Genomic DNA, 12,930 nt, shown 5'->3' on the forward strand with positions numbered 1-12,930 from the left:
AGCATCTCACGTCAGACACTCTATTCGTACTTGAGTTAAATGGAAATCGACGTAACCAAGCTGTCTCGCTAGCTACGAAAGCAGTTTGTTTCAAGTCTTTACCCAAGTGCTAAGGTGGGTATGCTCGGCAGTGGCGAATTGCCTTCGGAACTTTCACGATGAAAGGCTGATAGTTGGTCTTATTAGTAACCCAGATAGCACGCCATTCTTTCTGATAGTCATATTCTGGGTCTTTCATCACCGCAGGGTGCAGAGTATGCGGTTGTGTGTAATGAGTCGTTTTGTTTAGATATGTGACGGGTCCTAGTCCGTTGAAGACGGCTTGATGGCGAATTTTTCTGCTGATTAAATCGAAGAACTCATATGGTCGAAAAATCTGTAGGCAAGCATCGCAGCCGAACTCCTTCATGACAGTTGGGCTGTATTCTGAAGATACGCAGTAGATATAGAGATCTGGGGAATTGCTATGTGCAATTAGGCGCGCACCATCTTCGAGAATAATTTTGACTTTGGCATCTCGCTGTTCTGGCTGTAATACATGTTTACGAAAATACTCAGACTCTGGTGGGTTGGATGCTAGGTCAATTTCGCCACCACCTTTCAAAAACAACTCTGTCTTGTGAAGGCCTTCATTTTTGTCGCCGATGACATTCCCATAGGATTCAGTTTTTCTGTAGTCGTGCAGTGTGCCTATCTTCAAGCTGCCACGTGAAAGGAATGCTTGCAGATATTGCTTAGGTATGTTTCGGGCCGATTGACCATATCGAACCTAAAATAAATTTCGAGATCGGCCTTGCAAGTTTGCCACCAGCCCTAATATCAGTATGTGCAAGCATGCTGCTCCAGCAAAAAATTATTTCAAAGTACTTGATTTGTTGATATTGAATGGCGCATACTTATACAAGACATGAAGAAATGCCACTGAGTCAGTATTGCACAATAGCTTAAGTACATAAATTGACGGCTTTAAACGGTCAATTTACGTTTTAGTTTGCATATACGTCTTATACATACGAAAGTTATACATATGAAAAATCTAAATTAAAAACCAAATAAAACGCTACCTTTAACCTGTTGAACCCTCTAATAGTTTGACAGTTTGAGAAATATCACTTCCGCTCTTGGGATTTATCCTTTAACAAGACGCCGAACCCTGACCAAAAAACATTCATGCAGCAAATGCAGGTTAAACATCGCCTGTAGATTGCAAAGCATAAATACATCCAAATGCCCATTAAAGAATAAATATGTTCAAACGTGCATTCATAAATGAAGTCCACACTTCATCATCCCCAGTTTGGAAAAACGCTCGACATCTCCTTTGTGGCATTGAAGGAGATAAATCAAAGTTCATCCGTATTCGGTGTTTTGATTACAGTGCTGAAATTGATCTGATGCAGCGTCAATTTAAATTGGTGTGCCTGATTATAAAATACAAGAAACAATTATGAAAAACATTCAAACAAGAGATACAGATACAGATACTGACACATCAACTGAATCAATTACTAATTCAAACCACTCAGATCTATCAATCTATACAGACAAGACTAACTACTTGGATCAGAAATATTATTCATATAGACAGCATGGAGTTATCAAAACCTCTTTGATTCATCCACATGTCAGAAGTATTGGTAAACTAATTAAACAAAAACAAAGCGAAGGGTATATTCTTTATGCAGTAACAATTACCTATCCAGATTGGGAAACACATACACCAACTGCCAATGATATCAATACTTATTTCAGACAGATATATTGGGATAATCTATTGCCAGATCATATTTTTAAAGACAATCAGTGGCACAAAGGGAGCCAAAAAAAGGCATCACAGCCAATTGTTTATGCATTCATTGATGAACATCAATCAAAGGTAACCAGAGTCATTTCAAGGAAAAAGTCTAATAACCTAGAATTTTCCACCGCACTGCACCATCATGCAATCTTTGCGGTTCATCCAACTCATCAGGATAAGATGGACCAATTGATTGGGGAGAATACTTTGAAGCCATTCCACAAATACTTAGTAATGAGTAGTTGTGTTAAGCGATGTGATGTCAATTGGGTTCTATATGCAGGGAAATTGTATTCCAGAAATAATGAAGAATTCCCAGTCTTTGGACCACGATCCGAAGTTATTCGCCCATCAAATGCAAAATAATCTCTAATGGAGATTCTTGTCGCATACACATCTGCTGACCAAAGTCTTGATGGATTAGCTTGAAACAGGTAGAAATATCTGAGACTCCATTGAGATTTAGTTTAACCAAGGAAAATTGATGGAGTTTATTTTTGGGTAAGAAAGCAATCTCGACTTCAACTACAGGCAAGTTTAAAAGATTTGCAAGTACACGAGGAACATGGGTGCAATTCATTTCACCCATAAGTTCAAGTGATCTACTCAAAATTGGTTCTGATTGGATAAGGATACAGAATGAAAATAAATCAGCTTCGGTTTCTGATAAATTTAAGTGATCAGTGAAGAATTGTAGGTTTTTCTGCAAATAATCGGGAATAACTGGTCTTTTTGGTGAATTTTCTTCAAATTCAGACAAGATTCTACTGAAATTCGAAATTAAGATTTTTACTCCATGAGCCCTTAGACATTGTCCTGCTCTTTCAATACCTATGGACCTGCATGCTAGATCAATTAATCCAGATTCCTTGGGATCTAGCCTGCCAGTAATTAAGGCATACCTTAATGATCGAAGGATGAGTAGCCGTACAAAATTCCAATAGGGAATTTCCTCTTGGATCAATGATGAGATTGCCTGATTAGAGATGTCTGTGGAAATAAGTTTTAAGTTTGTCGAGAAACTGTTTTCAACGTAAGGTTCATCAAACTCACCGTTGTTGTACAGTTTTTGCATCCAGAAGTGAGATAAATTCAATGTACGGATGTTAATCTATTGGTGAATTTAGTGCTGACTATGCGTCGTAATCAGCAGAATCGATTTGATCTTGCATGAATTGCTTAGCATCTGCTGCTTCGGTAAATGATTCAAGCACTTCCATGCCACCTAAAGGCCTTGGATACCAAACTTGCCACTCACCACGGCAGTCATCGTACGAGCAATAGAGTTCTACTTTATCTTCATTCATATACAGTATCATTATATTACCAAATCTATTTCTTCGTGTAATTGGTCAGCCAACAAGAAAGGCTCAAATGAAAAGATCTGGACGTAATCGCAATACTAGACCTAGGATTTCATCACTTGCGGAGTATGTTCGCCTACTTGATGATAAATCTTCGCCAAAAGACATGCAACGAAAATTCATTGCTGCACATCACGGGGAGTGGACAGAAATAACCTCCGTTGCACTGATGGAAATGGTTAAAGGTCTTAACCCTAGAAAACCTGATTGATGCCATAAATTGCTGTGCAAGTACTCTATGCAGTTTAGCAATGGAAGAAAATTTAATCGTTAATTCTTTTGAGCTTAGAACACTCATAGGCTGCATCAATATGTTTGGCACCAAATGGTGAGAGATATTTAGCACTTGGTTTGATACCCACTCTTCCTAGGTCAAGGCGGTCAGCATCCCAACAGGTTTGAATAGTTGGACACTGGTGAATTTTCCCATAGCTGTGAAATCTAATGGAGTGCACCAACTTGTCGAGCCCTGAATCCGGCAGGTCGAAATAACGATGATTCAATGACTCGGCATATTCTGCTGCTCTATCTCCATGCATGCGATCTTCATTTTCATTGATCCTTTGACTGTCATGCAAAAAAGCAAAGAGTTCCACAACCAACAAATCTGCTCCAACTTCAGATCCGATAGTTAAAGCATAATGCCGAACTCGCGTCCAGTGATTGGTGCCATGGTAGCCAGATATGCTGATCCGAAACTGAGACATAACCTCAGCAAGCAATCCTTTACGGTCAAACAAACTTGGGGCCATTGAATTCATTCACACTCATTGAACAAGATTTTAGGCAAGTTGTGGTGACCACATTTGAAATAATGTACAGGTGAATGTATGAGACACTGACTTTAAAGGCTGCTATGAATCGTCAACAAAAGGCGTTGGCATATATTGTATTGTAAACGCATCACCAATTGCAAGCTATATTTTGATTATTTGTTTTGTCAAATTCCTTATCAAATCCTTGACTTTCTATATCTGAAATATTACAATAAGCATATGGACACCGATGATCCATACTTAAAGGAGTAACAATGGGGAACAAAAGACATTTTAATAAAAATATGATTATACCAAATGGTCGAGGTAGCGGACAACGCTTATGTAATGCTCCGGATGATTTAATCTACTGGGCTGTAATGCAAGCGGAACGATGTCGAAATCTTGATATGTTCTTATGGGAGTTTATGAGGAGAGGATTGACGGTCAAGAAAAGTTAAGAAACTAATTTAATACTTTAACCGCTAGATTTCTCACCTTTCATCACAAAACACTACTTTAGATGAGGTGGTTGGAGAAACACAGTATGAATCAAGTCAATTCATAATCAGCACGCATAATTATTGCACGCTGTCCAAATATTATTATGGATAATATATGTCTTCAAATTTTATAGTGTTAAATTCTGCAAATATCACGTTCGGTCAAAAGAGTGGTACTGGGCTTAAAAAGATTCAAGCTGAACTTTTGGGTGTTCCTTATCCACTCCGTCATGGATGGAAAAAAGGTTTAAACGGCAAGTCTGTTCAAGTCGAGGTCTATGACCTTTTTGTAAGTTATGGAAGAATTTAACAATACTGATATTTCATGCTTTTAAAGAAAACCCGTCATTGTGCGGGTTTTTTACTTGTTTTTCTTCATTAGCTATCACGTCCCGATGTGAAGACAATTACATCCTCGATGAGATTGATTTGGCGATAAATTCAGAAACCCATAAAATACAAGTGTTAAAACTTAATAGGATTATTACCATGACTTTCACTAATGCAGTTCTTGAATCTTTTAAAAAACGAATGCATGATATTTTGAACAAAGAACCAGTACTCAAGAAGAAATATCAAGAAAGAACCATGGCTGAGATCCTTCGTCTTGCAAATGATGCTGAATTACCGGCATCTAAAATCTTGAATGCATTGAATGGAACCAGTCCAACAAGGTCTAAAACGGTGAAATCTTCAAAGGGTACAAAGAAAACTCTGGTTCGAGCTAAGGTAGTTCCCAAATATCGTAATCCCGTAGATCCTTCTTTGACTTGGACTGGTCGGGGTAAAGCGCCTACTTGGTGTTCAGATCTCCGAGAAAAAGGCCAACTTGAGTCTGCTCTCATTAAGCCAACAACTCAATTGGGGCAAGTTGCCGTGCATGTAGGTCAATAATTGCCTATCACCATGCACTTCGTATCTGTTCAGAATGCAGCTATTCAGGCCGGTAAAGTGACATGAGGGTTGCAATCTACACGCGTGAATCCCATCTGAAGCCTTCCAATGATCAGCTAATTGCAATGCGGCAAGTTGCACTTCAATCAGGTGATTCTGTTGTTGCTACCTTCTCTGATACAGGCGATCAATGCTTGAATCCTAGGGAGTCCATGACAGGTCTTGAATCGCTGATGAAAATGTCAGAGAAAAGAACATTTGTCAAAGTCATGGTATGGGACATATCCATTTTTGGGAATTCACTTGATGACTTGGTTCGTTTGATGCACAGCCTTCACAGCTATGGGGTAGATGTGCTGTTTCAGAATCAGGGCATGGATACGAGCAATCCTGAAGGGCCTACTGTGCTTAAGTTTGTAGATGCTATGACGCACTATCAAAAGACGCTGATAGCAGCAAAGATCCGTGCTGGGCAGCAAAGGGCCCTAGAGCGAGGGGTTAAGTTGGGCCGTCCTACCAACATGAACGCTTCAGTGCGAATCGCAATCAGAATGTTGCATGCGAAGGGCTTGGGCAAGAAGAAAATTGCCAAAGAATTACGAGTGGGTGTAGGAACGGTGACCGCATCATTGTGAATTTCAAGGGTGTCCCGAATTTTGTGTAAACGGAGCGAGTGTTAATTCGTCGGCATCCTCCCCCATCAAACTGGACACTTAGATTGAATCTGCTTCTAACACTGTCAAAGCCTGATTCAAGAAGCAATGTCTTAAGCGTCCTGTTTCTTGACGCTCGTTTATCACTTCATGTTTTCATCTAGAAATCTTTTTAAATTTTTTCTAGATTCACTCGTTACTTGCGAGTCGTACCTATGCGTAAATTTCAACACTGCTCCCGCAGCAATGTACTCATCAAATGAGTGAGTTGCATTTTTGTACGTATGAACTTCATAAGTGTGGTTGGTATGAAAATGGCACGCACTTATGAAAGCAAGATCATCCTTCTCTGCCAAATGTATTTGCGTTGGCATAGCTGGTTTAAATGGCACTGAACTAATGGTGCATGCAGGATAAAACGCTACTGCAACTGAAATTGGATTCGGTTCTGAATCAGAAATGTAATCAAGGTTCCGCATGATTCTTTCATCAATCATTGACAAAACGCCTGCACCACCTTGACTAAAGCCAACAAGTGCGATCTTGCCGGCATGCCACGGTTGTTTTTGGACCCATCTTGCAGTCTCAATGTTGTCAAGAGCACGATCCTCACCACGCACACCATGTAATGCGGTTCCTGTATGTCTAGAAATCCCACGCAATGTATAGTGGTCGACAATGACAGCGTTGTATCCCCAGTCGTTCAACTCTTTTGCCAGCACTCTATTTCCATTACTAACGCCACCTGATCCGTGAGCGATGAGGACAGTCGCAGCTTTAGCTTTATCGCTGACTGGACTTGCTTCCAATCTAACTGGCAGAACTTCCCCTGAAGATCGTTTAACTCCGTCAGTTGTTGCTACACATCCCACAAACAGCATGGGAATCAGGATAAATAACCATAATGCAGTTTTGTTCATAAGCCATTCCTTTTGCTAATTTATAACAGATCTACTACGTGTTGTGCTATGTCCGTTGGGATTGGCAACGGGTTCGTTCTTGCCGTGCCCGAGGTGCTCAGCCATCTCGGCTTGGAGGGCTCGCTCGACCAAGCGTTTGGTCAATTGTTTGAGAAGCCCGTTTTCTCCGATGAGGTCTTCAGGCTTTTTGTAATCCGCCAACAGGCGGTCTATGAGTTCGTTGCTTACGGTCATTTCTCTTCCTTTGAAGATGAAGGCAGTTTCCTGCCATTAGACCGTTTACACAAAATCTAGGACACGCCCTGCCAATGATCTGAACCCTACGCCTCATGGATCATTTCATACACAATTTAGAACCCACCTCAATGCATCTGCTGATGTATTTCGGGTCACTTGATTTATACCTAGACGCTTTGGCAATCCTAGGAAAAGTTTAGACCATTTCAAAAGTAGTTCGATCACCTTGGTACGACTGGCAGCGGCAGGTCACCACAGCAAAACACCTGCAGTTTTGCTTGTCAGACTGCGGCCTGATTCATAACGAGCTAGCCGCAATGGCATGACATTGATGCTGTTGTAGCAGTAAGTTGAGCACAATACCGATGTGCCAACGCACCAGTACACGCAGTTACCTCACGTACGCCAAGCAGGTCAAGGGCTCAATGCGTCAAGTTCACCGTACTTGTTGCGAACAATCAACTGACCATCTGGTGCAATGACATTTAAAGCATTGGATATTGAAATGAGATGGATGCCTCCACATAGCGCTCGATGGCATTCGACCAATCGATGCTCAGTCAGTTCACAGGGACTGAACATTACTATCTTCTAAACCGTCGGAGCCTTATCACCAAAGGTGCACTGAATGTCACCGTTCACTAGTTGCATAAAACTGATATCTAGCGCCTTTGCAATGGAACAAAGCACGAAAAGGGATGGATTTGCAATTCCCCTCTCTATTTGGCTCGCATACGTTCGGTCTATCCCTGCCTTGTCTGCCATTGCCTCTTGGGAGAGCCGCAGAATTTTTCGGCGCTTCTTAACTGTCGTTGAAATCTTTATAGCTATAACAGCGGCATCGTTAGTCACATCTTTGACTGTGCAATTGATGTGATTGATAGTCCACGGAAAATAATCTACAAAACAATGTTATCTTTAACAAAATTTGTTTAAACTAACAAAATCACACACAAAAGGCCAGCACTGATGAAATCTTCTTCTTTAAGCCGTAACCCATTAGCCATCTTATTGCTTGCAAGCGCAATCGCCACCTTGGTTGGTTGCGGTGGAGGCGCTAGCAGTGCTACATCCAACTTGATCGGAACCTTTATTGATGATCCAGTTAGTGGTTTAACTTACTCTTGTACAAACAGCACCACTACCACCAACGGCTTGACAGACAGTCAAGGCAATTTTTCATACCCAAGCGGAGCAACTTGTATTTTTAAAGTGGGCAACGTAACACTTGGTACCGCTACAGCAGTAGGCATAGATGGCAAGGTAACACCACAAGATGTCGCAAGCGTGGCGAGGAGCGCCACGTCTGCAAATTCTGCCGTTGTGATTGCCCAGTTTCTTCAGAGCTTGCACGATGGGTCAGCTACTGGAAAAATCGTTATTCCAACCGCTACAAATACTGCATTGTCTAATGTGACTGCAGTAACACTAGTTTCCAATTCAGGGGTCGCATCGCAAGAAACCCTACAGACTCTCGTATCAGCGGTTGATCAAGGCAAAGCATTAGTTACAGCAAACGCAGCTACTACTGCGCTTGATCTGCAAAGGAGCCGTGGAGTTGTTTCAGATTCGGCCGGTACCGTTAGCACAAGTAATAAAACTCTCAACAGCATCACGGTAACTTCTTCTAAACCGAGCAATGCTGCTGGGCGTACCGAAAACTTTGTGGCCACGGGGACGTACAGCGATGGAACAACGCAAAACTTAACTGATCAAGTAACTTGGTCATCCTCCAACACCTCGGCGGTCTCGATCACCTCCGCAGGCGTGGCAACAGGTTCTGGGCAAGGGGCGTCGACCATCACAGCAAGCCTTAAGCCGACAGGATCTGCCATTAGTATTTCGGGCTCACTTTTACAAACTACCACTGCTGCAGTTTTAGATTCAATTGCTATTTCCAACACTGCAAGTCCACCGGCAGGAAAAAATGATCAACTCGCAGCTACCGGCACTTACAGTGACGGTTCGACAAAAGACTTAACGAATCAAGTAAGTTGGACCTCCACCGATGAGAGTAAAGTTGTTGTTAGTTCGACAGGTTTGGCATCTGGAGTTGCCAAGGGAAGTTCAACGATTACCGCCAGCTTGACACCAACAGGCTCGACAAATGCTATTTCAACTACCAAAAATGAAACCGTATTAGATCCAACTATTACAAACTTGGTGATCTCGTATATTGAAAGTGGCTTAACAGTACTCAAACAAGGCGCAACTACTGCCCTTAAGGCTATTGCTACACTTTCAAATAATGCAACACAAATAGTATCGTCACTAGTAGACTGGATTGTTACCCCGGCTGCTGGCAGCAATGGCGCTGTAACGATTGCAAAAAATACGATTGATGGAATAGTAAATGCTATTTTATCGGCAACCGCTGTCGGTGATGTTTCACTTTCAGCAAGCTACTTAGGATCTAGTTCAAATTCATTAACGCTTAAAGTGGAGCCCAATAACTTAATTGGAACTGTTGCCACTGGCGCACCTGTTGGAAATGCAACTATTAACGTTGTTGACTCAAAAGGCATTACTGTTGGAACGGGCACAAGCGATTCGACAGGCGCTTACACAATAACAATTTCTTCAACAGCAACCCCTCCATTTGTTATTAAAGCAAGCGGGATCATTGGGGATGCAACCTCCAATCTATATAGTGTTACAGGATCCGTTGGAACAGCTAACGTTTCTCAAGTCACAACGGCAATTGCAGCGACACTTTCAACCACTGGCAACCCTAGCGATACTTTTAATAATGCTGGAAATTCAAATTTGAGTGCAGAGCGTATTCAGGCGGTAGATACTGCTTATTCTCAGGCTTTTTCAAACCTAACATCAAGCCCAACGTCATTCATAAACTCATCCTTTAATAACAATATGGATGCAGCGCTGGATAATATTAAAGTTGAGATCAAAACTTCTGGAAAAATTGTTATAGCGACGACATCCAACTTAGCATCAAATGATTTATCGACTGGCTCGTCTAACTCAAGTCAATTGCAATCATTAACAATCCAAAAGGGACAGCTGCCGAGCGGGACTGCATCCGCACAATTAATAGCAAGCACTCCGTTGTTAACAGTTACAGATCTAGAAGGTCTTAGATCAAAACTTCAAACTTGCTTTGCTAGCTCGGCAAGTTCTCGAGGAACACCATCTAGTCCAATTGCGAATTGTGCAGATTCTAATTTTGTAGTCACAAGTGACATCACTGCAGCAAATGGCTTTAAACACTCCGGCTTCAAATGGAATAATTCGAATTGGAATAATTCAAGTTTCAACCCATCAGCGGCTAATACCGCTTTCCATTATGGATTATTCGGTTATGCGCTCACAAACTCCACTTTGGATAACGCTGTATTCCTGCAACCAAAAATTATCAGACCTTTAGATCAACTTGGAATATCATGGATTGTTCAATTTCCTATTCAACTTGCTTCGGGCGCTCTTACTAGCTTCGGCGATTCTGCCGGAAATAAGTTTCTAGTTGTTAAAAAGATTTCTTCTCTTACATCTTCTATTGACACTGGGTACAGATTAGTTGGTGATCAACGTGACTATTTAGCGACAATCACGCCAACAGTACAAAAAATGGTGAAGCAATCTGGTACTGATTATCAAACAGGCTTCAATTTAGTATTTAAGAAACTTTCATCAACTGATAACTCAAACCGCAAAGCAGTACTCGCTAATATCAAAGGAAAAGGATTACCTACTGGTGGAATCTACCTTGCACAAAATGACCCTTCCTGTGGAACAACAGTCAACGCCTCACTTGCAATATCGTTTCTTAACAACGTTTCGTATAATGGATCTGCACTAAACGAGTCAACACTTGCTTCCAACCCTAATAATTTAGCCTCAATTCAAACCACCGATATCTGCACTGGTGTATTCAGAATGTCCGAGACTGGAAATGAAAATGCTGCGATTGCATTAAGAAGCTGGGGTTCCGACGGAAATTCGATTGCCGCCGGAGGAAGTAGTGCATTTACATATCAAGGATCAACTACCGCTGGCGGTGAATGGCTATCAGATAATGACCTCAGTGCAATTGGCAGCGGTGAACCTTATAACATCACGATTTGGTTATCTGATGGTTCAACTGTTAATTATGTTAATCGCCTTCCAACTTCAATGCTGTCACTTGCCGACGCAAGAAACTATCCTGATTACCCTGACTTTACAACTGCAACAAAAACTGCTTTTTTAAGCTATGCAGGAACTTCTGGTTTTCAATCTGCGCTTACTGCAAACTCTAATATATACACATATCAAGTCGGAATGTTCTGGAATGGATCGTCAACTTCAAGCATAAACAATCTAGCGCCAAGTTCAGCATCTACCACACTGGCATGCGGATCTAATTGTTTGTCAGGTAACTGGGCACCAGGAGCAGCAATGCTAAAAGCCTTTGCGAGAACTGTTGATTCACTTGCTGTTTCGACGCAATATTGGAACTATTAATCAAGTTCAAATTAAGTGGGGCCTTCAGCCCCACTTAATACACCCGAAAATTAATTCGCTATGAAATATGTCTAGAGGTTTGGGGGAATGCCACATAGTGTTCACAGAGCGACTTCTACCGCTGCAGTTAGTCTGTCACCGAGATGTGACATCGACAGCAATCGCTGCAGTGCGGACATCAAACATATAGCCGTAATAGGCTGTATGCGGACTTTCCCTGCACTCAAAAGCTGACAATCAAATCCAGTTTATCCTGCAGCGTCCAGAATATCCTGCAGACTTTGCGGCATAAATTTCGTTAGATATCACAAATGCAAACCTTTCACATCACCCGAATTCTCGCGATTGCATGCGCATTGGTTTCTCAAACTGGAGGTTGCAATGCTCAACAGGAACCATTTGGCATTAAAGGCTGGACCATAGGTCAGTCTTCCGAAGTTGCTTGCAGGGGTGCGCCAACGACAAATTTACAGGATATTGTTCGCGAGACTGGTATAAAAGACATCGAAGTACCGGTTGTTTCTTGTGTTGTCAACGTCGACAGCATCGCTGGTATTGCTGTTGCGGAACCCGCAAGGCTTTTGTTTTGGCGTGATGGGCTCACTAGAGTCTCTATGGACCTAGGCTGGCTCGAATTAGAAGCCCTTGCCGCATTGCGCGGAACACTTTTAGAAGCATACGGAAAGCCTGTCACACGTCGATCAGATCCATTCATTACAGACAAGTGGGCGAAAGACTCGATTCAAGTTGAATTGGAAAGGACCGGAAAACTACCCTCAAATGTTGGCATATACCTGACCGGTAATCGCGGCTGGGCAGAGTATCAGCGTGTTAAAAAGCTGGTCGATGATCGCCTCGATGCGCTGAAGAAACTTTCACGCAAACGCGATCTCAAAGAGTGATGCTTAACCTGCCGTAAACTGAAGGAGTCCAATCTGGTGCTATAAGCAGAGTCTGACAATCCTGAAGAACTAGCAAACATAGTGTCAGACTGGTACCCTGAGCAAGAATCCGTTGAAATTAACTGGAACAACCAAAATACATCTGAGTAGGCAGTGTGGTGGAAGATTGTTGATTGGTTGTGCCTTGAAGCAACAGGATTGGGCTAGAAGTTCAGTCCAGCACATTCGAACTACGTAGATCAAGAGCAACGCTTAGATACTAAAAAAGTTGTTGGTATTTTTGTGAGGGTGTCCCGGATTTTGTGTAAACGGAGCGAGGGCGTGTCCTAGATTTTGTGTAAACGGTCTAATGGCAGGAAACTGCCTTCATCTTCAAAGGAAGAGAAATGACCGTAAGCAACGAACTCATAGACCGCCTGTTGGCGGATTACAAAAAACCTGAA

At 42.0% G+C, this 12,930-nt stretch carries 12 protein-coding genes and 1 pseudogene; 6 read left to right on the top strand and 7 right to left on the bottom strand.

Going from position 1 to position 12,930, the window contains the following annotated elements:
• Positions 1-109: 109 nt before the first annotated feature.
• Positions 110-700 (bottom strand): hypothetical protein, encoded by a 591-nt coding sequence (locus B9Z42_RS15895; protein ID WP_100134401.1) that lies wholly within the window; start codon positions 698-700, stop codon positions 110-112.
• Positions 701-1,447: 747 nt separating this feature from the next.
• Between B9Z42_RS15895 and B9Z42_RS16215 the strand changes: the two genes are divergently transcribed.
• The gene (locus B9Z42_RS16215; protein WP_143474109.1) at positions 1,448-2,164 is read left to right on the top strand and encodes a hypothetical protein; all 717 of its coding nucleotides are present in this window, start codon (positions 1,448-1,450) and stop codon (positions 2,162-2,164) included.
• Here B9Z42_RS16215 and B9Z42_RS16310 read toward each other — a convergent pair.
• The 3 genes from B9Z42_RS16310 to B9Z42_RS16225 all read right to left on the bottom strand — a co-directional run bounded on the left by B9Z42_RS16310 (position 2,139) and on the right by B9Z42_RS16225 (position 3,923).
• Positions 2,139-2,873: a hypothetical protein gene (locus B9Z42_RS16310; protein WP_100134402.1), complete on the bottom strand. Its 735-nt coding sequence runs from the start codon at positions 2,871-2,873 to the stop codon at positions 2,139-2,141. The genes B9Z42_RS16215 and B9Z42_RS16310 overlap by 26 nt on opposite strands.
• Before the next feature lie 58 nt (positions 2,874-2,931).
• Positions 2,932-3,105 (bottom strand): hypothetical protein, encoded by a 174-nt coding sequence (locus B9Z42_RS16315; RefSeq protein WP_158235979.1) that lies wholly within the window; start codon positions 3,103-3,105, stop codon positions 2,932-2,934.
• A gap of 320 nt (positions 3,106-3,425) precedes the next feature.
• A complete protein-coding gene (locus B9Z42_RS16225) occupies positions 3,426-3,923 on the bottom strand; it encodes a hypothetical protein (RefSeq protein WP_143474111.1) in 498 nt (165 codons plus the stop codon).
• Between the two features lie 612 nt (positions 3,924-4,535).
• Here B9Z42_RS16225 and B9Z42_RS16475 point away from each other — a divergent pair.
• The 3 genes from B9Z42_RS16475 to B9Z42_RS15910 all read left to right on the top strand — a co-directional run bounded on the left by B9Z42_RS16475 (position 4,536) and on the right by B9Z42_RS15910 (position 5,949).
• Positions 4,536-4,730 (top strand): hypothetical protein, encoded by a 195-nt coding sequence (locus B9Z42_RS16475; RefSeq protein ID WP_143474112.1) that lies wholly within the window; start codon positions 4,536-4,538, stop codon positions 4,728-4,730.
• A 179-nt stretch (positions 4,731-4,909) separates the two neighbouring features.
• On the top strand, positions 4,910-5,314 hold the full coding sequence (locus tag B9Z42_RS15905) for an H-NS family nucleoid-associated regulatory protein (protein WP_100134407.1): 405 nt from the start codon (positions 4,910-4,912) through the stop codon (positions 5,312-5,314).
• Between the two features lie 62 nt (positions 5,315-5,376).
• Positions 5,377-5,949: a recombinase family protein gene (locus B9Z42_RS15910; RefSeq protein WP_100134403.1), complete on the top strand. Its 573-nt coding sequence runs from the start codon at positions 5,377-5,379 to the stop codon at positions 5,947-5,949.
• Between the two features lie 161 nt (positions 5,950-6,110).
• Here the strand turns inward: B9Z42_RS15910 and B9Z42_RS15915 are convergent, their stop codons facing one another.
• The 3 genes and pseudogenes from B9Z42_RS15915 to B9Z42_RS16520 form a co-directional block, all read right to left on the bottom strand.
• On the bottom strand, positions 6,111-6,887 hold the full coding sequence (locus B9Z42_RS15915; protein ID WP_100134404.1) for a dienelactone hydrolase family protein: 777 nt from the start codon (positions 6,885-6,887) through the stop codon (positions 6,111-6,113).
• Between the two features lie 45 nt (positions 6,888-6,932).
• A pseudogene (locus B9Z42_RS15920) lies at positions 6,933-7,121 on the bottom strand (IS256 family transposase); the annotation flags it as partial.
• Positions 7,122-7,715: 594 nt separating this feature from the next.
• Positions 7,716-7,976 carry a helix-turn-helix transcriptional regulator gene (locus B9Z42_RS16520; RefSeq protein ID WP_199172112.1) on the bottom strand — a complete coding sequence of 87 codons (261 nt, stop codon included), beginning with the start codon at positions 7,974-7,976 and terminating at the stop codon, positions 7,716-7,718.
• A gap of 117 nt (positions 7,977-8,093) precedes the next feature.
• On the opposite strand from B9Z42_RS16520, the gene B9Z42_RS15930 reads away from it, so the two are divergent.
• The gene (locus tag B9Z42_RS15930) at positions 8,094-11,585 is read left to right on the top strand and encodes an Ig-like domain-containing protein (RefSeq protein WP_100134405.1); all 3,492 of its coding nucleotides are present in this window, start codon (positions 8,094-8,096) and stop codon (positions 11,583-11,585) included.
• 311 nt (positions 11,586-11,896) lie between these two features.
• Complete coding sequence (locus tag B9Z42_RS15935; RefSeq protein WP_100134406.1) at positions 11,897-12,487, top strand: hypothetical protein; 591 nt, start codon at positions 11,897-11,899, stop codon at positions 12,485-12,487.
• Positions 12,488-12,930 lie beyond the last annotated feature (443 nt).

Origin of the sequence: Limnohabitans sp. B9-3 (assembly GCF_002778325.1) — a bacterium.
Classification (GTDB): Bacteria; Pseudomonadota; Gammaproteobacteria; order Burkholderiales; family Burkholderiaceae_C; genus Limnohabitans; species Limnohabitans kasalickyi.